Source organism: Flavihumibacter sp. CACIAM 22H1, from assembly GCF_001601815.1.
In the GTDB taxonomy this organism is placed as follows: Bacteria; Bacteroidota; Bacteroidia; order Chitinophagales; family Chitinophagaceae; genus Flavihumibacter.
Genome location: NZ_LUKG01000016.1, coordinates 17,857 through 43,103 on the forward strand (window position 1 = coordinate 17,857; position 25,247 = coordinate 43,103).

19 protein-coding genes are annotated in these 25,247 nt (G+C 44.6%); 5 read left to right on the forward strand and 14 right to left on the reverse strand.

Going from position 1 to position 25,247, the window contains the following annotated elements; translation table 11 throughout:
- The 3 genes from A1D16_RS06810 to A1D16_RS06820 all read right to left on the reverse strand — a co-directional run.
- On the reverse strand, window positions 1-381 hold a 381-nt coding region (locus tag A1D16_RS06810), incomplete at its 3' end, for a response regulator (RefSeq protein ID WP_290708582.1).
- A 12-nt stretch (window positions 382-393) separates the two neighbouring features.
- Entirely contained in the window at window positions 394-1,413 is a 1,020-nt protein-coding gene (locus A1D16_RS06815; RefSeq protein ID WP_290708583.1) for a histidine kinase, read from the reverse strand.
- 87 nt (window positions 1,414-1,500) lie between these two features.
- Window positions 1,501-2,436: a fasciclin domain-containing protein gene (locus tag A1D16_RS06820; protein ID WP_290708585.1), complete on the reverse strand. Its 936-nt coding sequence runs from the start codon at window positions 2,434-2,436 to the stop codon at window positions 1,501-1,503.
- Between the two features lie 134 nt (window positions 2,437-2,570).
- Here A1D16_RS06820 and A1D16_RS06825 point away from each other — a divergent pair, with 134 nt between their 5' ends.
- Window positions 2,571-3,362 (forward strand): M90 family metallopeptidase, encoded by a 792-nt coding sequence (locus A1D16_RS06825; protein WP_290708586.1) that lies wholly within the window; start codon window positions 2,571-2,573, stop codon window positions 3,360-3,362.
- Here A1D16_RS06825 and A1D16_RS06830 read toward each other — a convergent pair.
- The 5 genes from A1D16_RS06830 to A1D16_RS06850 form a co-directional block, all read right to left on the reverse strand.
- On the reverse strand, window positions 3,334-3,918 hold the full coding sequence (locus A1D16_RS06830; RefSeq protein WP_290708587.1) for an LUD domain-containing protein: 585 nt from the start codon (window positions 3,916-3,918) through the stop codon (window positions 3,334-3,336). The two genes, A1D16_RS06825 and A1D16_RS06830, sit on opposite strands and share 29 nt — an antisense overlap.
- Entirely contained in the window at window positions 3,915-5,282 is a 1,368-nt protein-coding gene (locus A1D16_RS06835) for a lactate utilization protein B (RefSeq protein ID WP_290708588.1), read from the reverse strand. The genes A1D16_RS06830 and A1D16_RS06835 overlap by 4 nt, the downstream gene beginning before the upstream one ends.
- Window positions 5,275-6,018, reverse strand: coding sequence for a (Fe-S)-binding protein (locus A1D16_RS06840; protein WP_290708589.1), 744 nt, complete (start codon window positions 6,016-6,018; stop codon window positions 5,275-5,277). The genes A1D16_RS06835 and A1D16_RS06840 overlap by 8 nt, the downstream gene beginning before the upstream one ends.
- A gap of 148 nt (window positions 6,019-6,166) precedes the next feature.
- The gene (locus A1D16_RS06845) at window positions 6,167-8,383 is read right to left on the reverse strand and encodes a hypothetical protein (protein WP_290708591.1); all 2,217 of its coding nucleotides are present in this window, start codon (window positions 8,381-8,383) and stop codon (window positions 6,167-6,169) included.
- 182 nt (window positions 8,384-8,565) lie between these two features.
- Entirely contained in the window at window positions 8,566-9,408 is an 843-nt protein-coding gene (locus A1D16_RS06850) for an oxygenase MpaB family protein (protein ID WP_290708593.1), read from the reverse strand.
- A gap of 30 nt (window positions 9,409-9,438) precedes the next feature.
- On the opposite strand from A1D16_RS06850, the gene A1D16_RS06855 reads away from it, so the two are divergent.
- The 3 genes from A1D16_RS06855 (at window position 9,439) to A1D16_RS06865 (ending at window position 12,928) form a co-directional block, all read left to right on the forward strand.
- Window positions 9,439-11,808: a prolyl oligopeptidase family serine peptidase gene (locus A1D16_RS06855; RefSeq protein ID WP_290708594.1), complete on the forward strand. Its 2,370-nt coding sequence runs from the start codon at window positions 9,439-9,441 to the stop codon at window positions 11,806-11,808.
- Between the two features lie 20 nt (window positions 11,809-11,828).
- Window positions 11,829-12,401 (forward strand): Crp/Fnr family transcriptional regulator, encoded by a 573-nt coding sequence (locus tag A1D16_RS06860; RefSeq protein ID WP_290708596.1) that lies wholly within the window; start codon window positions 11,829-11,831, stop codon window positions 12,399-12,401.
- 77 nt (window positions 12,402-12,478) lie between these two features.
- Complete coding sequence (locus tag A1D16_RS06865) at window positions 12,479-12,928, forward strand: carboxymuconolactone decarboxylase family protein (RefSeq protein ID WP_290708598.1); 450 nt, start codon at window positions 12,479-12,481, stop codon at window positions 12,926-12,928.
- Here the strand turns inward: A1D16_RS06865 and A1D16_RS06870 are convergent.
- The 6 genes from A1D16_RS06870 to A1D16_RS06895 all read right to left on the reverse strand — a co-directional run bounded on the left by A1D16_RS06870 (window position 12,891) and on the right by A1D16_RS06895 (window position 24,684).
- Window positions 12,891-14,204 carry an FGGY family carbohydrate kinase gene (locus A1D16_RS06870; RefSeq protein ID WP_290708599.1) on the reverse strand — a complete coding sequence of 438 codons (1,314 nt, stop codon included), beginning with the start codon at window positions 14,202-14,204 and terminating at the stop codon, window positions 12,891-12,893. The genes A1D16_RS06865 and A1D16_RS06870 overlap by 38 nt on opposite strands.
- Before the next feature lie 9 nt (window positions 14,205-14,213).
- A complete protein-coding gene (locus tag A1D16_RS06875; protein ID WP_290708600.1) occupies window positions 14,214-15,488 on the reverse strand; it encodes a TIM barrel protein in 1,275 nt (424 codons plus the stop codon).
- 44 nt (window positions 15,489-15,532) lie between these two features.
- Window positions 15,533-17,653 carry a bifunctional aldolase/short-chain dehydrogenase gene (locus A1D16_RS06880; protein WP_290708601.1) on the reverse strand — a complete coding sequence of 707 codons (2,121 nt, stop codon included), beginning with the start codon at window positions 17,651-17,653 and terminating at the stop codon, window positions 15,533-15,535.
- A gap of 22 nt (window positions 17,654-17,675) precedes the next feature.
- Window positions 17,676-18,749, reverse strand: coding sequence for an L-rhamnose/proton symporter RhaT (rhaT, locus tag A1D16_RS06885; RefSeq protein WP_290708603.1), 1,074 nt, complete (start codon window positions 18,747-18,749; stop codon window positions 17,676-17,678).
- A 112-nt stretch (window positions 18,750-18,861) separates the two neighbouring features.
- Entirely contained in the window at window positions 18,862-21,231 is a 2,370-nt protein-coding gene (locus A1D16_RS06890) for a TonB-dependent receptor (RefSeq protein ID WP_290708604.1), read from the reverse strand.
- Between the two features lie 18 nt (window positions 21,232-21,249).
- On the reverse strand, window positions 21,250-24,684 hold the full coding sequence (locus A1D16_RS06895) for a ThuA domain-containing protein (RefSeq protein WP_290708605.1): 3,435 nt from the start codon (window positions 24,682-24,684) through the stop codon (window positions 21,250-21,252).
- Window positions 24,685-24,805: 121 nt separating this feature from the next.
- Between A1D16_RS06895 and A1D16_RS06900 the strand changes: the two genes are divergently transcribed.
- Window positions 24,806-25,247, forward strand: a 442-nt coding sequence (locus A1D16_RS06900; protein ID WP_290708606.1) for a winged helix-turn-helix domain-containing protein, incomplete at its 3' end; no start/stop codon positions are given.

The following is a 25,247-nucleotide window of genomic DNA, read 5'->3' on the forward strand; positions in this document are numbered from 1 at the left end:
GGACCGGGTGGCAGGAATGGTTTTTCCGTTGAACCAGTCGAGCTTATCGAGCGCCTGTTTCAGCGCCGATTTTGAAACCGGCTTCAATAAATAATCGATACTCAGCAATTTAAATGCTTCCAGTGCATGCGATTCCAGGGCTGTTATAAAAATAATGGGGGCCTGGGTTTTGATTTTTCTGAAAATTTCGAAGGAGTTGCCGTCTGAAAGTTGAATATCCAGCAGAATCAGGTCGGGAGCCTGGTTGCCATGCAGCCAGCTTACCGTTTCGGAAATACTGTCTAATACAGCTAATACCTGAACAGACGGCCGTAGCTGTTGAAGCAATACTATCAGCCTTTCTGCGGCAAGTGGTTCATCTTCAACAATTAGTGTTCGCATAAACGGTAATAGTCAGGTTATCAATGGTAAGTAAACACTGAAAATCTTGTCATCCCTTTTAATGCTTATTGTCTTATCCGTGCTTAGCTCATACCGTTGTTTGATATTATTTAAGCCAATACGGGTAGACGGTTCAACAGGCGATTTGATTTGCAGGTTATTACTAACAACCAAACTGTTGTTTCCGTTCACCGAAATATCAATTACGAGCGGAAACTGCCTGGAAACGATATTATGTTTGATAGCGTTCTCGATAAGCATTTGGAGCGCACCGGGAATAATCAGCTTATTAAGGTCTTCCTCCGGGATATAAAAGGAAACCGATAAACTCTCCGGAAATCTTTTTTGTAGCAGGAAAATATAGGGCTGAATAAAAGCAGCTTCTGAGCGCACCGTAACCAACTCCTTGTCCTGGTTGCTTAATAAATACCGGTAAACCGATGCAAAAGATTCTACAAACTCGTTGGCCTCGGGGTTATCTTTAACCAGTAAACCAGACAGAACATTGAGGTTATTAAAGAGGAAATGAGGGTTGATCTGGTTGCGTATGGCCTGCAACTGGGCCTGAACAGAGCTTCTTTTAAGTGCTTCCGTCTCTATTTCCTTCTGCTGTAAACTGCTTATAAAAACAAACAGAGCGTTGATGATATGCAGGAAAAGATTAATGCGGGTAGCAAACATAGTTGTTAGCTTGGCAGCCAGCAGAAATTCACTGCCGGGTAATGCTGCCAGGTATTTTCCGGTTAGTACAACCAGCAATAAACCAAGTACTATCGAACAAAGTGTACCTGCCAGAAAGAAAACACCTAAGCGGCTCCACCGGGGCTTTGCTGCAAGCAGTTTGTTGAATTTAACTTCCAACAGGCGGTTTGTTTCCCAGATTGCCATGGTTAACAATACCATGGTTAACAGGCAAAGATACCAGGGCGCGCTGATCTTATAGTATATATAGACCTCTGCAAAAAGCGTATTCAGGTAAGAATAGCTTCCCAGCAGCAACATTATCCAATATCGGTGTCTATAGGCAAACATAGGAGGAAGTTAATGAAGTGGATAGTTCCGGCAATAATTTCCGGAACTATCCTGCTTTCCCTTCAGTATCAAACTTCAACAATCTTTCTATAGGATAACACGATCTATTACGTGTACCACGCCATTGGTAGTGGTAATATTAAAGGTAGCACCGGGCGTTGTGGTAACTACATTACTTACCGGGTTGGTTCCGCCGGTTACTTTAACACTGGGAGGTGTGGTTCCAATTGTTAAAGAGGTACCTGTTCTCAGGGTAGGTGCAGTGGCGTTGTTGATCAGATCACTTGAATATACATTGGTACCGATTACATGCTGAGCCACAATGGCTGTTACCTCTTCAGGTGATAATTCATCAATAGTGGCTTGTGTTACACCAGCTGCCTGGAACGCTGCATTGGTTGGAGCAAATACGGTGTATTTACCAGGATTACTGATAGCAGTCAGCAATCCCGCTTTTTGAACAGCAGATACCAGTATAGAAAAGTTTTCGGAAGATGTGGCTACTCCGGCAATGGTAAGGGTGGGTGGAATCAATACATTACTGATTACATGTATTACCCCGTTGCTGGCGGCCACATCGGCAGTTTTAACCGCCACGCCGTTTACAAACACGCCGTTGGCATTTTTTGATGCGAAAATCAATTTTTGTGCGAGGGTGCGTACACTATCGCTGGCTGGCACACTAGCTGAACCTACTCTTGCGCCTACTACATGGTACAAAAGAATATTTGCCAATGCCTCTTTAGAGGCGCTACTAATATACTCCTGGTTAATTCCTGCTGCTGCAAAAGCCTGGTTATCTGGCGCAAACACCGTCAGATTACCGGGTGCACTCAATTCATCGGCCAGCTCAGCCTTTGATACAGCGGCCAAAAGCAGCGAGAAATTTGGGTTATTGGCAACCACATCTGTAATAGTGGGTACCGGCTCCGGGTCGTCATCATCCGAACAGGCGGAAAAACTTACCAAACTAACTAATGTCACCGCCAGCATAAAAAAGCGGGATGTCATAAATTTTTTCATAATGCTAGATTTTCCTTTTGTAACAGAATTGCAGTTCAAAAGATGAACAGAATAGAGTGAACTGTAGAATAGAAGGAGTGAATTGTAGATTTTCACCAGTCTGGTGCCGCCGGCTAAAAGGGGTATATTTACATATGTTTGGACTTATATTTTTTGGAATAGTATTAGTGGCGCTCTATGTCTGGAAGCAGGGGGAAAAGAGAAAAATTGCCGCCATCGAGATACCGGTTGATAGTGCCGGCATACTGGAAAAAGAAGTAAGTTATTTCAGGTCGCTGCCAGAAGCGGATAAGCCCCGCTTTTTAGAGGAAGTAAAGCAGTTTCTTTCAGTAACCAGGATTACGCCAATCGGAACTACCATTGATGATACAGACAGGCTACTGGTAGCTGCCAGTGCAGTTATCCCGATTTTTGGTTTCCCGGAATGGCATTACACGAATTTAACCGATGTACTTATTTACAACGATCGTTTTGATGAGGAATTTGATACCAAATCAAGAGACGGAAATATATTAGGCATGGTAGGTTCGGGTGTCATGAACCACAAAATGATTCTCAGCAAAGCCGCCCTGAGAGAAGGTTTCTCCAACAAAACAGATAAACAGAACACTGCTATTCATGAATTTGTACATCTGCTTGATAAAGCGGATGGGGCAGTTGACGGAATACCGGAAGCATTGTTGTCGAAACAATATACGCTCCCCTGGCTGAATCTTATCCACAAAAAAATTCAGGAGATCAAAGCCGACGATTCAGATATTAATCCATACGGAGCCAGCAGCCAAACAGAATTTTTTGCCGTTGCAGCAGAATATTTTTTTGAGCGGCCAGACTTATTACGCTCCAAACATCCCCGGCTCTATGAAATGATGGAAAAAATATTTCATCAAACGCCACCTACCCGTGTGTCAAAAGCACAACCCTGAGGGCAACGGGGCCATGTGCGCCTATAACCAGGGATTGCTCAATATCAGCCGTTTTCGAGGGACCAGCAATAAAAACGCCAAAACCATTTTTATTGATCTGGATGTACTGATAGGCATCATGCATGGTAGCAACCAATTCTTCCTTCTTAATAACCAATACCAGTTCCTGGCAGATAAAGGGAAGCAAGCGGTTTCCCATAGCCGATTCTTCCACCCATATTGCGCCATTTTCAGCCACACCTAGCCTTCCCCGGATATAGGCCCGCTGTAGTTTTTCAAGCGCCTCTTTAGAGCCGGGCAGCTCATCCAGTGCCGCTATCTCTTCCAGCCTGTTTGCAATGAAATGACCCGCTGAACGCATGGTTACTATTTCATCTTCCAGTTGTTGCATATCGTGCAATCGTTGCACTACCCCGCCCACCGCAAGTACAAATTGCTCAAACGAGTCTGCCAAATTTCCATTTTTGGCTACCACCGAATAATCCAATACCGGAATTGGCTTTAATGCTGGCTGGGCTTCCTTAATAGCGGCCAGGATCGTATCGCGGTTATTCATGACTGCTGCTTTTTATACCATTCCATAAAACTTTCTTTCGGCGCTTCCGGTAGCTCCCGTTGTTTATACCAGGGGTTGAGTTTCCTGTTTTTCGCCAGAAAAGGAAGCGTTCGCAATATCCACCGCGCAGCTGCGCCGGAAAACCGGTAAACAGCTGGTTTTGATAATACCCAGGCCATTAACTGCATGCCCATTTTTTTGGAGGGCGCTGTAAGTCCTTCTGCACTTATTACCTGGCGCCATTTCCACAGCTGTTCGTGAATATTAATTTTAACCGGGCACACATTGGAGCATGAACCACAGAGGGTGGATGCAAAGGGCAGGTCGGCATTTGCTTTCATATCCAGGTTCGGATTCAGGATAGAACCGATAGGACCCGCTACCGCGGTATGATAACTATGTCCCCCGCTTCTTCTGTAAACAGGACAGGTATTAAAACAAGCTGCACAGCGAATGCATTTGAGCGAATTCCGAAAATCATCCCTGCCCAATTGCCGCGAACGGCCATTATCAACTAATATAATATGCATTTCCTGACCGGGGGCCGGGCGATGGAAATGACTGGTATACGTGGTAATCGGCTGCCCCGTGGCGCTTCTTGCCAGTAAACGGGTAAATACCCCCAGGTGTTCTGCTTTGGGAATTATTTTTTCGAAACCCATACAGGCAATATGAATTTTTGCGGCATGCGCACCCATATCTGCATTTCCTTCGTTGGTGCAAACCACAATTCCACCGGTTTCTGCCACTGCAAAATTTACCCCGGTAATAGCAAGATCTGATTGTACAAATTTTTCACGCAGATGAAGGCGTGCAGCATGGGTAAGGTATTGCGGATCATTATTCCCTTTTTCCGTTCCAAGATGTTGGTGAAAGGTATTACTTACGTCTTCTTTTTTAAGATGTATTGCAGGTAATACTATATGGCTGGGAGCTTCCTCTCTGAATTGCACAATCCGCTCACCCAGGTCGGTATCAACCACCTCAATGCCCTTATGCTGCAGGTAAGGATTAAGGTGGCATTCCTCTGTAAGCATGCTTTTGCTTTTCACAATTTTTTTAATGCCCGCAGCCTGTATAATTTCATAAATGATCCGATTATGTTCTTCCCCATCCCTGGCCCAATGAACTTTTATGCCGTTATCCTGTGCATTTTTTTCAAACTCCAACAGGTAATTATGCAAATTTGATAAGGTATGATCCTTAATATCAGATGCCCATTGGCGCAATTGCTCCCATTCAACAAGCATATTAGCCGCCCTGTCTCTTTTCTGACGAACCCACCAAAGGGTTTGATCATGCCAGTTGGTGCGCGCTTCATCCGCATTGAATTTTTCCGCTAAGGAGGCATGTAAACTACTCATAGCAGGCATTTAATAGTTCAGCAATATGCAGCACCTGTACCACGCTGTTTTTCCTTTTTAAAATACCCTGCAGATGCATCAGGCAACTCATATCACCGCCGGTAATATAATCTACCTCATTTCTTTCATGTTCCTGTATGCGGTCTTTTCCCATTTTTACACTAACCGCTTCTTCGAAAACACAAAATGTACCCCCAAATCCGCAGCATTCGTCGGATCGTTCGGGTAATAGCAGGTGCAGGCCACTAATTTGCCGGAGTAGTTGTACCGGTTTTGAAAAAGCGGGAGCTACCAGTTCCGACATAGATGAAAGCTGAAGACCGCGCTGGCCATGGCAGGAGTTATGTAAACCAACCCGGTGCGGAAACCTGCCTTTCCACTCTGTTACGTTTAATACATCGGTAAGAAATTCAGTCAGCTCGTAAACCGAACTTCTGATCTTATTGGCAGTTCCTGGTTCTTCCGTCGATTCCAAATGTTCTTTAACATGCAGTGCACAACTCCCAGATGGACAAACGATATAATCAAACCCTGTAAAATTCCGAACAAAATTCTTATCACAGCCAGCAGACAAACGGGCAAAACCACTATTGGCCATTGGCTGGCCACAGCAGGTCTGGTTCAGCGGAACCACTACTTTACAGCCCAGTTTCTCCAGCAATTGAAGGCTGGCAATTGCCACCTGCGGATAAAACTGATCAACATAACAGGGAACGAATAAACCCACCGTATACATGCACTCCTTATTTTATACGAAATTCAACATATAGCTGTTTCGCGCTTATTTAAATATTATCCGATGTTAAAGGTAAATTATCTGCGTAAGTATCTTAAAATCCGACAACATCAGCTAGCTTGTTTAAGCCTGGATAAGAAACCGGCAATCATCCTTCCACCTTTAGCCGGGTCAATTTCCCGATTATTGTATCCTTTTTTAAATTTCCGAACTCCATTTTATACGCGCCCTTTTCCGGTAGGGTAAAATCAATGGTTGAGCCATTTACCGAATGCACTTCCAGGTGAATCGGCTGTTTATCCGCACGCTGTAACAATAAATAAGAGCTGTCCTGGTCGCCTGGAAAAAAATACAATTCGCCTGCTTTAGCTGCCACCCCAAAACTTCGATTTGTCCGAATACTAAAATCATGGGTCGATAACCGGTACATAGCTGTATCCAGCTGAACCTTATACCAGGTGCCGCGCAGCCAGTAATCAAAATTGGTTCCATTCAATTCAGGAACAAGTTTCGGGTTCAATACAAACCGGTTCCACCGGGGTTGAACTCCATAGATTTCCGGGTACAAAGCAACCACCCCGGTACTGATGCCGGCCAGAATATCTGAACCCAGCCCTTTCTGGGTGGTTCGGCTATACCGTTGGGAGGATAGTCCATCTAGCTGGTATTGCTGTAACAGGTTTTTTATGTATTTCAAAGCAAGTTTTCTGTCGTACTGAACATAGGAACGGATGCCGATGCCTCCCCAGGAAGGAAAAATATCTCCATTTTCATAGGTAGGGAAGGGCCAGTTATTGGCATGTACCTCCGTTCGTTCAAAGGAGTCAAAGCACAATGGCCAGTGAAAGAGCTGTTCTGCGCTCGTACGACGTTCAATCTGGTCCAGGATTAACCCGATCCGGGCCGGGTCATCGCAAATACCCGAGGCTATTGCCATAAAATTAACCGGGGTTACCAGGTTATCGCCATGAATGGATCCATCCGCATCGCGCCAGTATATATACTGCTGCTTCTCCTCTAACCAGAAACCACCCTGCTTTGTGGAACGATTAAAAGCATTTTTTAAATCTGCCGCCAGTTGTTTATACCTGGCAGCCATAGACGGGTTATTCAGTACCTGTTCGCAATTGGCCCATTTCAAGAGTGCGCTGTATAATTGTGCATTCACAAATGCATTTTCATAACTTGCCCAAACAATATCTATCCAGTCGCTCGCCTTGGCTTCTTTGGTAGTTCTGTTTACCATTTCATAGAGCTTGTTATTATTTTCATCGCGCTTTAACAACCAGTCCAATGCCTTCTCGCAACTCTGCTGGTGGCCTTTTAACCAATTCAAATCGCCCGTTAGGTCAAATAGTTCACTAACATTCAACACATAGCCTGTTTGGGAATCAATGGTATAGCCCCACATAGCTTCGTAATATCCGGTAGAATCATTGTAGGTTCCCGGAATTTCATCCCCTTTTTCGTTGTGCCAGCGCGATAATACCCGCCCGTCCGGAAGCATGGCCAGATCCCGTTCTCGGTTCAGCGTAGCAGCAAGATTACGGGTGTAATTACTGTCCATAATACCCAGTGCCAATTGGGCAAAAAATGGCTCATGCAGGCATTTCCAATTGGTAAGCCATCCATTTGCCCCTACAATTTCATTGTCTACTACACCATAGCGGGCGGTAGTATTCATCAGCTCCCGAACCGCTTCGGCAGAGATTGATTTTAAATCGCCCCTGCTGTAGGTATCTGCATACCTGATGTATTCAATTTTATACGTAGCCGTTAGTTCTCCGGCATTAACCTGGAAAGGAGCAAATACATCAAACCGACCGTGTACCATCCGGCTTAGCTGGTGGCGGGGTTTTACGGCCTGTTCCGTAAACAGCTGTGTTGCCGAAAAAACACCCTCTTTACCGTGAGAAAATTTTGTGGCCATATGCGCCGGCGCGATTGCTTTCCCCTGTATCGATAATCCATCGCCAGTTACTTCATTCCAATAGGTTGTGCCACCGGTATGTACCCCATAGGTATCATCGGCGGAGGCAAGATATTTACACCATATAACGCCCCCGTTATCCAGTATGCCGCCCTTCCAGGTAGAGAGCCCGGCAAAATTCCATTGCGGCATAAACGCATCTTCAGCAATAAAAGACGTATGGTATGTTCGGTTAATGGTCCAGGTTACTGCACCTGAATCTATCAAAAAAAACCAGCTTTCTTCAATACGTGAAGGAGCTGTTCCGTACCGGATGCCTGCAATCAAAACACTACTGTCCGTTACAGTTACCTGGGGGTCCTGCGTCAATTGTAGCGAACTGACGGTTTCTGTTGAAGTAACAATACCGGTAAAAACGCCAGCCGGTGCCAGCACATTGCTCCCATGATACCCATAACTGTTTTATGCTACAACCCGAATCATAGGAAATTTCCAGTTTCACAGCACCAGCTGATGGAGTAAGCAGGATCTTTTTCAAAGAGGCGTTATGCTGTACCTGATTAACCAGTGCCTGGCTGCCGCACGCCATCAGAAATGGCAGGAAATATAGCAGGAATTTATCTGTCCGAAATATCCAGTTCATTTAGTTGTTTCTTGTATTGAGCCGGTAATAAAATGTTTTTGAATAACCAATCCATTTTCATCAGGCGGCTTACCCGGTAAACCGGAACCAGTGGCGTTAACAAGGAAAAATCTGCAAACGCCAACAACTGCTTCACCTGCTGAGGAAGAACCAGTTTTTGTGCTTCTACCAATACCTTAAAACGCATTGATCCAAGGTGTTTTTTGTATTGAAGGAACAGATCGGTCGTATAATCGGATTTTTTTAGGTCTTGCTCCAGGTGGCTTTCCCTAACGGGCAACCACTGCGCATAGGAATCCGGTAATTCTTTTAAACCCATCCGGGAACCAACGCGGTAGAAGACATCATAGACTTCCTGCTTTTCATCGGCCGTTAATTTCCTTTCCAGCAGTTCATAAGATGCAATGGAATAATAAATCAGCATAAACAAAACATCTCTGTACGCCCAATCTGGAATAACCGCGGCTCTCTTTTTTTCAACCGCTCCATGAATTAGGCGCATGGTATCGATGGCCTTATTGGCTTCCTCGCTTGTAGTAAATACAATTCGGCGGGCATATTCAACCGTTGAAAAAAGCCGGCCGATAGGGTCTGCTGGTAATTTACCCGTGAAATACAACCAATCGACCGCCTTATTCAGGGCAAATTCAGCAGATGCCCCTGCAAAAATGAAGAGGATGGTATCTGTTTTTCCCCAGATCTTCCGGACAATTGAATTTTCCTGCACAAAATACATGGCAAACCAGGTGATTTCTACTAAGTTAAGCCAGATATTGGAAACCAGGCTTATCTTAAAGAGCTTGTATGTTAACGTCAACAGTTAACTTAGCAACAAAGCAGTTGTTTCATGAAAACTTTTGTTACCGGTATTGTTCTAGTTGTTTTTTTTGGAACAATTCAGGCTCAGTCTGAATTGGGTCCGTTAACCGTGGAAAAAATAATGAAAGACCCTTCCTGGATCGGATCCTCCCCTTCCAATCTTCAGTGGGGTGCAGATGGCACCACCCTCTATTTTGACTGGAACCCTGATAATGCCCCGGCCGACTCTCTGTATTTTATACGAAAAGGAACTACTGATCCGCAAAAACTACCCGCTGCACAAAGAAAAGACCTTCTCTTTGCAAGAAACCTTGTCTACAATCAGGCAGGCACACAATACCTCTATACCAAAGATGGAGACATTTATTGGGTTGATCTAAAATCAGGAAAAACCCGCCGAATTACAGAAACGGTCACTACTGAAATCAACCCGGTGTTTTCTTTTCAGGATAAAAAAATTGTGTATCAGCAAAACCAGGACCTGTTTGCCTGGGACCCCTCAGACGGAACAACGCAACAATTGATCAGCTTCCAAAAAACCGCACCCGCGGCTGCATACACCGGAAAAGATAAAAATAGCCAGGAGGAATGGCTGAAAAAAGACCAACTGCAATGGTTGCAGGTGATTAGGGAAAGGAAAGAAAAAAGAGACGCTTCAGATGCGTACAATAAATCTATCCCTAAAGCAAAAGAAATTCCGGCTGTTTATTATGGCGACAAATTGGTTCGATCTGTATTAATAAGTGCCGACGGCCGCTTTATCAGCTATAGTTTGTTTAAACCGGATCAAAGCCCCAAAAGAACCATTGTTCCAAACTATGTAACAGAATCGGGATTCACAGAAGATATTCCGGCAAGAACAAAAGTTGGTACCCCTACTGGAAGCAGCGAGCTCTATGTATACGATCGAAAAATGGACACCCTTTTCCAGGTAAAAACAGATTCATTACCAGGTTTAACTGATTTGCCCGATTATCTGAAAGATTATCCGGCCAGAACAGATAAAGCCACCAAAACTGGCAGAACAGTATCTATAGGAAGACTTAGCTGGTCTCCTACAGGGGCTAATGCTGTAGTAGAAGTTTTTTCCAATGACAACAAAGACAGATGGATTCTGCAGCTCATTCCCGCAGAAGGCAGGTTAAAACTGATTGACCGGCAACGCGATGAAGCCTGGATCGGCGGGCCTGGTATCGGCTTTTCAGGCGGATGGATCAATGAAACCAATTATTGGTTCCAGTCGGAAGCAACAGGCTATTCTCATCTTTACCGGTTTGATCTTAGTACCTATCAAAAAACAGCCCTTAGTTCCGGCAACTATGAGGTGCAAACCGTACAGTTATCTAACGATAAAAAGCATTTTTATATTACTACAAATGAAGTTGATGCAGGCGAAAAACAGTTTTACCGTTTACCTGTGGGGGGTGGAAAAGCAACCCGTCTTACCACGGGAACAGGCGCTAACCAGGTGGTAGTATCGCCCAACGAGAAACAACTTGCTATACTTTACTCCTATACCAATAAACCCTGGGAATTATTTCTGCAGGAAAACAAGGCCATGGCTAAGGCAGTACAGGTTACCAGCAAAGCTGCATCGCCCTTGTTTAAATCCTATCCCTGGCGAGATCCTGAAATAGTGCAGGTTCCGGCAGCCGATGGCAAACTTGTTCGGGCGCGTTTGTACCGGCCCGCTAGTCCTGATCCGAAGAAACCTGCAGTTATTTTTGTGCACGGTGCAGGTTATCTCCAGAACGCACACAAATGGTGGAGTAGTTATTTCCGCGAATATATGTTTCATAATATGCTGGCTGATCAGGGATACTATGTGCTGGATATGGATTACCGGGGAAGCGCGGGATATGGCCGCGATTGGCGTACTGGAATTTACCGCCATATGGGTGGCAAGGATTTGTCTGATCATATAGACGGCGCCAAGTGGCTGGTAAGTACATATGGAATTAATCCGAAACGGATCGGCATTTATGGTGGCTCCTACGGAGGATTTATTACCCTTATGGGATTATTTACCGCACCCGGAACTTTTGCAGCTGGTGCAGCATTAAGACCTGTTACAGACTGGGCACATTATAACCATGGCTATACCTCCAATATTTTAAATACCCCTGCAGAAGATAGTATTGCCTATCGCAAAAGTTCTCCAATATATTTTGCAGAAGGACTTAGCGATCATTTACTGATTTGCCATGGCGTAGTGGATGTAAATGTTCACTTCCAGGATGTTGTTCGGCTAAATCAGCGATTAATTGAATTGGGCAAGGATAACTGGGAACTAGCCCTCTATCCTGTAGAAGATCATGGATTTGTAGAACCCTCGAGTTGGACAGACGAATACAAGCGAATTTTTAAACTATTTGAAGAAGTGCTGAAAAAGCAATAGCTGCTGCAAACAAGGCCTGCATGAAACTTCACCAACATATTCAAAAATTCACCGCCTCAGGGGATGAAATAGTTCAATCCATTATTCAGAAATTCACTTGCATCCATACCCGAAAAAAAGAGCTTTTACTGGGGGAAGGAGAGCGCTGTACTGATTATTTTTATGTTGAAACCGGATGTTTGCGCTTGTATTTTGTGGACGAGAAGGGGGCAGAACAAACCATTCAGTTTGCATTGGAAGGCTGGTGGTTAACCGACCTTGATGCCTTCCATAAAAACGCAGCGGCTGCTTACTCCATACAGGTGCTTGAAGGGGGAACGGTGATGAAAATAAACAAACCAGCCCTGGATGAGCTTATGAAAAAATACCCGGTTCTTGAAAACTATTTCAGGCAAGTATACCAACGCTCCTATTCGGCTGCCTTATACAGATTTAAGACCTTACGCATGTCAAAAGAAAGCTCTTATGACTTATTTGAGTCCAATTATCCCGATTTCATACAACGGATACCACAAAAAATGCTGGCTTCATTTTTAGGATTTACGCCGGAATACCTGAGTGAATTAAGAAAAAGAAAAGCCGGTAAAAAATGAACAGGTGGTCATTTCTTAAACCAGCTTAAGTTTTTTTACAGGATTGTTTTCCAATTTTGACAGACAAAATAAGTAATATGGAAAACAGAATGAACATGCAGGAAATTCAACCGGCTGCTTATAAAGCAATGTTAGGTCTGGAACAGTTCCTGGCCACCACCAAACTTAGTAAAACACTCAAAGAGCTTATAAAAATCAGGGCTTCGCAGATCAATGGCTGTGCGTTCTGTATTGATATGCATACCAGGGATGCCCTGGCTCATGGAGAAACTACCCAGCGGATTTTTCTTTTAAACGCATGGAAGGAAACCAGTTTTTTTACAGAGGAAGAAAAAACAGTATTGGCCATTACAGAAGAGGTAACACTTATCAATCAACAGGGGTTAACAAACACTACCTATGAAAAAGCTTTGAGATTTTTTACCCGTGAAATAATTGCTGAAATAATTATGGCTATTGTAACAATCAATTCCTGGAATAGAATTGTAGTTAGCACAAGGCTCCCAGTGCCAGGGCAGCCCCAATAGCAGAAGCCTGTGAAAAGGGAGCTATTTCAACCCTGGTATCGGGCAGTTGCGTCTGCAAAAAATGGAGGAAGAGTTTATTATGTACAAAGCCGCCATCTAAATACAAGAGGTTGGTTTCTGCTCCGCAAACCAATTGAAGAGAACGTATTTGAACGTATACCAGGTCATAGATTAACTGATGGTATGCTTGTTTGGCGTGCATAAACGAGGCCGGGTTTCTATAGCGGAAACTGATTGAATCAATTAATGCTGCGCTGGCGGGCAGGTCAATACCTGTTACCGGACCGGCAGGTTCAAAATGGGGGTCAATACTGGTATTGATCAGTTCTTCTGCAGTAGTTCCAAAGCAGGAAGCTATACGGGCTACCTGGTTCTCATGTTCCTGCCCACCAAATAAACGGGCAGCTTTAATCTGGTTTCCCTTATAACTTAGGTAGGAAAGGCAGTCGGCTGCTAATTCTTCTCTGGTTAATGGTTGGCTATTGTATGGATTTAAGGTTATACACCAGGTTCCGGTAGACAATAAAGCAAAGGGCTGCGATGCGGCTTCCATATAGGGTACAAGTGCTGCCGAACTATCGTGCAGGCCAACCCCGCACCAGAAATTCCTGCCCTTATAGTTTACCTGCTCTTTATGAGAGGAGGGCACTATAGGGGCCAGTTTTTCTGTCAATCCTTCTTTCAGCACCCATTCATGATAGTTATGTTTCTTATAATTCCATAGGCCTGTATGGCAGCCTATGCTGGTGAACTCGGAAAAAGCTTTTCCGGTTAACAAATAGGAAAGGTACTGCGGCAGGTGCAGGGCATAGCTGGTACAACGGTACAGGTCAGGTGCCTCTGTTTTAAACCGGTACAATTGCAAACCCGAGTTTAAACTTCCCAAAAAGGGTGAAGCTGTTTCTGCCGACCATTCTTCAAGACCTCCATACCTGTTTAACAGGGTTTCTGCCAGGGAATCGGGATAAGGCTTCAGATAATTGTACAGGGGGGTAAGCGCTTTGCCCGAAGCATCAATATATACCAGGCTTGCTCCATAAGCAGAAAAATTTACCCCTGTTAATTCCCAGGCTTCCTGTTCAAGGATAAAATCCAGCCCGGAAAATACAAAGGACTCAATTGCCGCTAAATCATCGCAGGGAAATCCATCCTTATCGGCCGTTTCCTCTACCCGTTGGGTACGCTGTTCCACCAATTGATAATTACTGTCAAAAATCAACAGTTTTTTATTGGTTTTACCGATATCAAAAATTGCAAGTATGGGCAGAACAGCCATGGTTATGTTTTATAATCCTGTAGCTACTGATTTTTCACCTCTCGTTTTAATAAGGCCAGCGCGTAGGTTATTTTCACGGAATAATTTCAGGGGTTCCAGGGCTCCGCCATTACGTAGTCTGGCTTCAGCTACCAGAGGTCGAACATCTGTTCGATAAGCCGTTTGTAAAATTTCCTGGCAGACTACCACATCGTTGTGCTGCTGTGCTTTTTTCAAAGCATCTGTATCTACCAGTAAAGCCTGGGCATAGGCAATCAGGATAGCTTCTACTGATTGCAGGAGATCTTCTAACGGGTCCTTTACGTTATGCGATGCATCAATCATCCAGGCAAGGTCTTTCGTATGGTTCATTTCTTTTGCATTCATCCCTTCTACCAATTCATTAAAGATCAGGAAAAGCTGGTAGGGGTTAATGCTTCCTACGGTAAGGTCATCATCGCCATATTTGGAATCATTAAAATGGAATCCGGCCAGTTTGCCTTCCATTAGCAGGAGGGCAACTATTTGTTCAATATTTGCGTTGGGCAGATGATGTCCGAGGTCTACCAAAGTATAGGCCTGTGGGCCAAGTTTATTGGCAAACAGGAGCGATTGCCCCCAATCTCCTACGGTCATGCTGTAAAAATTGGGTTCAAACGCTTTGTATTCAACAAAAAGTTTCCAGTTTGATGGCAAGGCTGCATATATCTCCTGCAAAGATTCCAGGGTTCGCTGGAAAGCCTGGCGGAAATTAAGCTGCCCGGGGAAGCAGGAACCATCCGAAAGCCATACGGTAAGTGAGGTTGACCCCAATGCAATACCGTGTTGTATAACGTCAATATTATGATCGATTGCCTGTTTACGCACGGCTTTGTCAGCATGCTGAAGCGAGCCAAATTTATAACTATGAAGCTGTCCGGGTTGGTCCTGAAATGTATTGGAATTCATTGCATCAAAGCGCAATCCGTAGTCGGCAGCTAGTGCTTTTGTTGCAGCAGGGTCCTGGGGAATATCCCAGGGTATATGAAGAGATATAGCGCCACTGGCCCGATTCAACTGATGCAGCAGAGCAATATCAGCCATTTTTTCTTCAAGGTTTCGGGGTTCTCCACCGCCAGAAAAACGACCAAACCTGGTTCCGCCGGTTCCCAATGCCCAACTGGGAATAGCCACCTGAAATGCCGCAATTCTGTTGATCAGCGCATCTGCCTGGGGCAGCTCATTCAAGAGGGGCGCAAGTTTTAATGCATGCAGTTTTGCGCCCCGGTTATTATGTTGTTCTATATGGTTTTTATCAAGCAGCATAACAAATGTTTTAATAAGGTCAGGTAAAATATGCTTATACAGGCTTAGCGCAGGAAAGCCATTGCTACTCCCCCGTCCACATTTAAGGAATTGCCGGTTGATTTATGCAGTAGTCCGCCAACCAGGGCAAAACAGGCATTGGCAATATCTTCCGGTAAAATTACTTCATTCAGCAGTGTGCGTTTTGCATAATAGGCGGGTAATTCCTCCACTTTTATGCCATAGGCTTTTGCTCTTCCTTCTGCCCATCCGCCCGACCAGATGTTACTGTCGGCTATAACGGCATCCGGGTTTACAGCGTTCACTCTTATTTTGTCTGCGCCAAGCTCTGCAGCCATTAAGCGGGTAAGATGTGCCTGTGCGGCTTTGGCAGAACCATATCCCGGATTATTGGGTCCGGCCACCACTGCATTTTTAGAAACAATATTGACAATATCGCCTCCCATTTGTTGTTTTCTCAGCAATGCAATGCCTGCCTTGGATACCATAAACTGGCCTTTGACCAGGATATCGTACAGCCGGTCCCATTCCTCCATACTATGGTCGGTAATCGATTTTGAAATGCTTATACCTGCATTATTTACGATAATATCTACCCCGCCAAATTGCAGGGCAGTTTCTTCAAATGCAGCTATTGTACTTGCCTCGTCTGTTACGTCCAACAAAACCGACCCAATATTATCTGCACCAAAATTTTTGGTAAACTCGATTATAGCCGTGCCTAATCGTTCTTTATTGATATCGTTTACTACAACACAGGCTCCTTCTGCCGCCATTTTTTTAGCGATAGCTTTCCCGATTCCGCCTGCACTGCCGGTAATGAAAGCTATTTTTCCGCTAAGTGCTTTGGGCTTTGGCATACGTTGTAATTTTGCCTCTTCCAAAAGCCAGTACTCAATATTAAAGGCCTCCTGCCGGGGTAAAGAAGTATATGCGCTGATTGCTTCAGCCCCCCGCATTACATTAATAGCATTGATGTAAAATTCAGCTGCCACACGGGCAGTTTGCTTATCTTTTGCAAAAGTGAATAAGCCAATACCAGGATATAGTAAAACAACGGGATTGGGATCGCGCATAGCCGGACTATCCGGCTGTTTGCACGCTGCATAATAGGCTGCATACATATCCCGGTATTGTGCAAATGCAGGCTGCAATTTGGCTTGTAGGGTCTCCAGGTTCTGAAGATCTTCATACGGATCAAGCGCCAGTACCAGAGGGCTTATTTTTGTACGGAGGAAATGATCCGGGCAACTGGTTCCCATTGGTGCCAGCCGGTCAAGATCTGTTGAATTGATAAACTCCAATACACGCTCATCGTCGGTAAAATGTCCGATCATAGACTGCTGACTACTGCAAAAACCGCGCAATACCGGGGCCAGTGCCGCCGCTTGCTTTAAACGATGTTGCCTGGGTGCCGCGCTGATTTTTTCGCCCCCAAAAACCTTCCCCTTTAAAGCAATAGCAGCGGCAATATAAGTTGCACATTGCTCCACCACTTCAAGCGTATTCAGGTAACATTCATAGGCGGTATCACCCCAGGTAAACAGTCCATGAGAGCCCAGCATTATTCCCCTGATTCCCGGATTATTGGCCAGGCATTGTTGTAGTTTCAGGCCAAGATCAAAGCCGGGTCTTTGCCAGTCGACCCAGCCAATTTTTCCCTGAAACAATTGTTCGGTGATTGCCTTACCATCTTTTGATGCGGCAATGGCAATGGCGGCATCTGGATGTAAATGATCAATATGTTTGAAAGGAAGAAAAGCATGTAAAGGTGTATCAATGGAAGGCGCTTTGCTATTCAGATCAAAAATGCAATGATTGAATAATTCCACCATCTGATCCTCCATGTCAATTCCCGTATAGATCGATTGAAGCTGATGCAACCGGTTCAGGTATAAGGCTGCCAGTCCAGACTTCTTAAGCGTTCCGATATCACCGCCGGAACCTTTTACCCACATTACTTCGGTGGATAGTCCGGTAAGCGGATCGGGTTGCTGAACTTTACAGGAAGTATTACCGCCCCCGTAATTCGTCAGGCGCAGGTCTGCACCCAGCAAGTTGGAACGATAGATAAGCAAGGCCACTTCGTCGTTGTGCAGGGAAGCAGCTTTTTCCTCGTTCCACAAGTACGATACGTGTTTAAATTCTTTAGCAGTTGTAGACATAAAAAAGGTTTCAGGTAGATAATCAGTTTCGAAGGGAGTTTCCGTATCCCACTGTTAATACAGATAGTATAATCAAGCAGATGCCGAGTACCACATTTCTTTTGGTGGAAGGGGTAACTCCTTTCCATTCTCTGAGTAACAATCCCCATGCATTTGCCACCAATATAATAAATGCCATATGAAGGATCCAGGAACTGGGGCCATTTCCCAGTTTACTTTCACCCATACCATAAAAGAAAAACTGCAGAAACCAGGTAGTGCCTGCAAGTGCACAAAAAAGGGTATTTTTTGCCACTGGAGCCACTGTGCTGGTATAATCGCCAAACGTTTTATTGCGATAGTTGAGGTATATACACCAAATCAGGTTAGTAGTTAATCCACCCCATAATACCACCACATAAGTAACATTGTTCTGAAACAAAAATTCACCTTCTCCCGGGTGAAGGTTTTTCCAGAGTTCGTTTGCTTCTGCTGCCAGGGGTTTTCCGGCCTCCAGGCCAAAATTAAAGCAGGCGCTCAGAATGCCGCTGATTATGGAAACAAGCAGGCCGATTCCAAAGCGAAATTCCTGGCTGGCAGAATCGGAGGCGCTTAGTTGCTTTTCTTTTTGCATACCCGCTTTACCACACCAGATAATACCCAGTATACAAATAAATAAGCCGACAAGAATGGTTTTTCCCCAAGCTGTTCCGATAAGCATGCCAACGGTATCCTTACCCTGCCCCGGATAGTACTGGTAATAGATGGCGGGGATCAATGCCCCGAAAACCATACATAATCCAAGGATTATACTACTTCCTAATGAAACCCCCAGGTAACGAACACCGAGGCCATAGGTGAGTCCACCGATTCCCCAGAGCAGACCAAAAAAATAGGTAATTGTTAAGGTGGAGGCATCGGCATCTCTAATAATTCTGGTAAAATCCGGGATGGTTAGCCAGGCTGCCAATGGCGGAATGATCAACCAGGAAAACAATCCACCAATTAACCAATAGGTTTCCCAGGACCAGCCCTTTACCTTTTTGTATGGTATATAAAAACTTCCCGACGCAAATCCTCCGATAAAATGAAACAGTACTCCTAAAATGGCTTGCATGGCATTTTTATTCAGTTAGCAAAAGCAATCTGCAATAAAACTACAGGCAAGGCACTGTTTAACTGTCCTGTCGTCACCGGTCGGGTGTTACCCGACCGGTGGTACCAACCCCTTATTGAATGGTATAGCGGTAGGTGAGGCCATAGGTGGCGGGAGGAGCAATATGCACTGCCCCGAAGTCATAGGCATAGGAAACATACTGCTTATCGGTAATATTACGGCTCCAAAAGAAAAATTCCGAGCGCCTGGAATAAATACCCGCCCTGGCATTTAATAGCTGGTACGGAGATTGCCGGATGCTGTTCGATAAATTAAAATACTGTTCTCCAAGATAAAGCCATTCTCCCCGAACCATTATGCCAAGATGAGCTTTGGGAAACACTATCCTGCGGTATTGAACAGCCAGCATGGAGGTAACTGAAGGGGTAAACAGTTGTCTTTTTCCACTTAAGTCCAGTTCTTCTCCATTACTCGATACTTTTAGGATACTGTATTTAGCACGGGTGGTACCGAAATTATAATCCAGTTCCAGTCCTTTAAAGGGTTTGGCAGCTACTTCAAATTCAATGCCCCTGCTCAACAACTTCCCTGTATTCCGGATAACGGTAATGGCATCCGGCAATACCAGCGTGGGTACCTGTGCATCGGTCAGCTCTGTATAAAATACCGTTACGCCTAACCGAAGGGCCCGATCGAACAGTTCCTGCCGAAATCCCAGTTCAAGGTTTGAGCTGTATTCAGGTTTATAGGAAAACAGGGGGGGCTGTGAAGGATCCGATCCGAGGCTGGTTAATCCACCGGTTCTGAAACCACGGGTAAAATTGGCAAAAATGCGCCCTTGAGCTGTAGGTGCATAACTTATTCCCAGCTTGGGCGAAAATGCAGAAAACCCAGCACTTGCCGAGGTATCTGGTCGGGTCACTATCGGGTCTGCACCATCTGGCTGGAATTCTCCCAAAACATTCAGTCTCCTTGATTCATAATCATACCGCGCCCCTGCCAGAACAGTCCACTTAGGACTGATAGCATATTCAACCTGCCCGAAAAATGCAAGTCCCCGGTTCCGCGCATTGGACGTAGTTATGGAGGAAAAATTGGTCATAGGTGCGCCGATCATTTCCGCATCTTCTCCAAAATGAGTAGCCTGCTTTACGGGCGCTTCCTGCGCAAAAAAATAAGCCCCCGCCGTCCAGTTAACTGCAGAAGCGGATGGTGTATTATTAAGTCGGAATTCCTGGGTCCAAACATTCACTTTATTAAACTTTTTACCATAATCATTGATAATGGTAACGGCATCAAGCGGTGAAAAATCACCATCCAGGGGAGAGCGGTAATAGCGATAGTTTCGTTGAAAAGCTGTTTGAGAACTAAACAAAATTTTATTGGAGCGATGTTGTACGGATATGCTGGCATTACTTGTGTTGTCTACCATTTTACCAACGGCATTTTGGTTCAGTACATAAGGTTCCGATAAAGCGGTTTCCAGCCCGTTTACCAAGGGAAAAGCACCCCAGTTCCGGTTATTCTGGTGTTTGAAATTAGCCGTTATCGTCCATTTTGGCGAAAGCAGGTATTTTAAGAAATAGTTGCCGCTGACACCTTGCTGCTCGTCGAAGCTTTTGTTGTTGAACTGATTTTTATAATACCCATCGCGGCCCTGCACCATAGCTGTAGCGCCTAAATAGAACCTGTTTTTCACCAAGGGGGTTTGTAAACCGGCCGTATACCGGTATTGATCAAAATTACCATTGGTCAGTTCCACAAAGGCCTTGGTTTTATTCGAGGGCTGCCGGGTAATGATATTGATTACTCCGCCCATTGCATTGCGTCCATACATAGTACCCTGGGGGCCACGCAATACTTCAATGCGTTCCACATCATTCAGCTGTGGAATATAGGTATCGAGACTGAACTGGTTAACGCCATCCACATAAACGGCAACAGCAGGGTCGTAGGAAGTGGTGGTAATACCCCGGATACTGATTACATTTCGGTCATCGCCAGAATGTCCGGCAAAAAAATTCGGCACAATACCTGTCAGCTCCCTGGTATTCCACAACCGGTATTGATTGATCTGTTTCTCAGATAAGGCAGAAACGCTGTAGGGTAAGTTTACCAACCTGCTTTCTTTTTTCTCTGCACTTACTATTACCTCATCCAGTTGCCGATCTGCTTCTGCCAGGCGAATTACCAGGTCTGTTGTTGCCTTTTGTAATTGTATTTCTTCAATGCTGGTAGCAAAACCTGCCGCTGTTACCTCAAGTATATAATTTCCTGCAGCCAGGTCTGTGAATAAAAAATTCCCGGAAGCATCACAGGTAACTGAACGATCCGTATTTAATATCCGAACAAATCCATTCTCTATTTTTCGGTTATCTGTTCCTGTGATACGACCTCCTAAACTTAATCCTGCCTGGGCTTGTACAGAAAGCTGCACCAGCAAAGCTACCATGCACATCAGAAGACCCTCAAATTTTTTCATATTGTACGAAGCTTAAATTTATTTTCCCGTCAGCATTATTGCTTGTAAAGCAACCGTTGTAAAACTACCTGTTCCGACTGGTTTACTAACGATATAAACGGTATGAATTTTACCATCGGTTACAGGTTCAAGCGGTCCGCTGATGGTAGCCGTTCCAACCGATCCCTGTTTAACAGGTGCTTGGCCGGTATTCAGCGTAAGCGAACCCAGCAGTTTTCCATTTGGCGCATCCAATCGAACTTCGAAGCTGATAGCCTGTTTGGGCGATTCCTGCCACCCCGCTGTCAGTGTTATTCCATGCACATCTGTAAGGTCTATTTCTGGAATACCAAATTGCCCTTGCCCGTTCGGAACTACCAGCAAGCTCATTCCATTATAATCCATTGCCGAATACTCTTTCACATCAATTGCGTCTTCAAACGAAAGCGACGGATGCCTTAACGAAAAAGCCGTTGAAGATGCAAGTGATTTAAGTCCCGGGCCGCCTTTGTCGCTATAGGTAGCAGAAATTACAAGGGCTCCATTCAGCTTAACCTGTTTGCCAAGTGTAGGTTGCAGGCTTCCGGATGCCGGCAGTGATTTTATTTTAGTGGCCGCATTAAGCGACTGTATCCAGTTTACAATTTTCCTGGCTTCTTCCATTTTTAAATCAGGATGTGCAGGCATAGCTACTTCACCCCAAACACCGGAACCACCCTTGATCATTTTATTGGTCAGATAACCGATGGCATCGGAGCGACCTGCATATTTTTTAGCAACTTCCGTATAAGCAGGACCGATAGATTTTTCATTTTCCTTATGACAGGATTTACAATCGAGCGATTGGATAAGGCTTTTTCCGATAATAACATCCGATACAACCTGGTGACCAAGATTGGCGCCTGCCTTATCAAAACCTTCCACATAATCTGCGGAAACAAACAGATCGGTAAGGTCTTTTCCCGCTTCAGCATCATCTGCATCTTTTATGGAAACAGCATATTCCACTGGTTTTCCAGGGAAATAAAACCGCTGATTTCCTTTTACACCAATACTGATTTCCGGCGCTATATTGCCGGCATACAGGGTGGCGGATTCAGATTTCGCACTTGCACCGGATGGGTCCGCTACTACTACCGAAATAGAGTAATCGCCGGCTTTGTCATAACTGTACGTGAGAGAGGGTTCCTTGGTTTCTTTGATAACCCCATTACCCAGCTCCCATTTGTAGGTCATTTTATCTTTTTCCGGATCCTTTGCATCTACTGTTGCCGTTACTGTCATAGGTAATTTACCAGAGGTTTTATCCAGTTTAACTGCACCCACTTTCGGAGCCCGGTTACCGCCGTTATAATCGATCCTTCCCAAGCCTGCATCAGCATTCTTGCTAAACCATCCGCTGCCATATTCAATAAAATACAGCTTACCATCCGGGCCCACTTCCATATCAATCATACTATTGAATTTGATATGGTCAAGGAAAGGTTCCATTTTATCAAAATCACCATTCGGTAACATGGTCACTGCTTTAACCCAGCCCCTGATCCAGTCATAAATGATTAATTTACCATTATAATACTCCGGCAGTCTTGTTGCTGCTGGGAAACGATCGGTATAATACACGGGCCCAGCCATTGCATTCCTTCCACCGGTTTTAACCTGTGGAAATTCGGCGGAGGCACCGTAAGGATACCAGATAAAAGCAGATTGGGGAGCAGGTAGTTCCTGGATACCCGTATTATTCCTTGAATTATTTATGGGTTTATTTATATCAAACAAGGGGCCTGTAGTACCAGTTGCATAATCGTAGAGGTGATAGGGTTTGTTATCTGCTATAAAATAAGGCCAGCCGAAATGCCCTGCTTTGCGTGCCTGGTTAACTTCATCATAACCGCGGGGTCCGCGTGTGCCGAAACTATCCACACCGGCATCCGGACCAACTTCTCCCCAATACAGGTAGCCCGTTTTCTGATCAACAGAAATCCGGTAAGGATTACGATTTCCCTGAACATAAATTTCAGGCCTGGTACCAGCAGTTCCTTTCGGGTATAAATTACCTTCTGGGATTTCGTAACTGCCATCTTCCTTTACTTTGATCCGCAGTATTTTGCCCCGCAGGTCATTCGCATTTCCTGAGGTACGTCTTGCATCATATTGCTGGTGCCCCGGCCGGTCATCGAGCGGCGCATAACCATGGCTAACATATGCCTGTTTGGGTTCATCAAAAGGAGTGGCATTATCTCCGGTGGAAACATACAATAAACCATCCTTATCAAATGCAATGGATCCGCCAGTATGGCAACAAATATTCCTGTCGGAATAAAATTCCAGGATCACTTTTTCATTGATCAGCGTATCCTTTTCAAACGTGAAACGCGACAGGCGGTTTACCGACGCTTCTGCCGGACTATAGAAAATAAAGACCTGTTTATTTTTGGCAAAATCAGGATCGGCCTGAATGCCTAAAACACCTTCTTCGGCATTTACACCGGGGGTATCTGTTTTCCAATACGCATTTAAAAACAATGCCTGTTTTACCGTAGAATCACCATTTTTATAATACAGAATTTCCCCCCTGCGCTGCGAAATAAGAATGTCGAGGTTTGGCAATACGGTTAGCTCGGTGGGTTCGAAAAAAGTAGCATTAACCAGCATAGTTTTGGTGAAGCGGTCTTCGTCCGGTACCAATGCGGTTTTTGCTTTCGAATAATCGAGTTTTTTATTTTTTCCAATTGCATACTGGATACCCCCCAGCAGGTGTTGCAGGAAATTTGCTTCTGAATAAGATTCTTTTGTATGCCCTAATGCAGTATAGAATGCCCGGCCACCATCGTATTCATGGTACCATGACATAGGATGATTATCCCCGTTTTTACCACCATTATAACTTTTTTCATCAATGGTCATTAAAACCGATACAGCTGGATTCAATTTTTTATAACTGTAAAATTCATCGGTTCTTTTCCAGTCTGCCGGCAACTGTTTGGTTGCAGGATGCTGGTTATCCTTAATTTTAAGCACCCCTTCCTGAACATTGGGAAAGCTGTCTGTTATACCCGGATGATCGAGGAAATAACCACCAACCATCCTGCCATACCAGCCCCAATCGTATTCCGTATCTGCAGCCGCATGAACTCCCACAAAACCGCCACCGGCCTGTATATACCGCTCAAACGCTGCTTCCTGGTAATGGTTCAGTACATCCCCCGTGGTACTTAAAAATACCACAGCTGCATATTTGTCGAGCGAGTCCTGAGTAAAATAGGCAGCATCACGGGTGGTATCCACGTCAAACCCATTTTCTTTACCCAACTGCTGAATAGCAGCCATACCATCCGGTATGGAATTATGATAAAATCCGGTTGTTTTGCTAAACACCAGGATTTTAGGTTTCCCCGACCTGTTACCACAGGAAGAAAAAAGAATTGTACTAAAAAATACCAAAACCAATAGGCAGCAATTGAATCGTTGCATGTTAAACAATTAAATTTGTTAAAGCTACCGAATAGATGGTTTATTTGGTTACACTATCTAATAGAAAAAAGCTACTTTTTTGACTCATTTTCCGCAAATTGTATGATCAGTAATTGTAACCATGCAAACAGATAATATTTATCGTTATATCAGAATCGATGACCGGTCTGTAACGCCCAAGTATCAGCAGTTAATCAGCTCCGTTGTGAAGGCGGTAGAATCCGGAGGCATTACTACAGATTATCCGTTGCCTTCCATCAATGAACTCAGCTATGAACTGGATATATCGCGCGATACGGCAGAAAAGGCCTACCGGCACCTGAAGCAACTGGGAATAATCGGCTCGGTACCTGGCAAGGGATATTTTGTTATCAAAACTGATTTCCGCCAGTCCATCCGTGTTTTCCTGCTTTTCAACAAATTAAGCGCACATAAAAAAATCATTTACGATTCGCTGGTAGCTATACTGGGAGAAAATGCCGCCATCGATTTTTATATCTATAACAATGATTACGGTCTGTTCAAGCAACTTTTACAAAACTGTAAGAACGATTATACACATT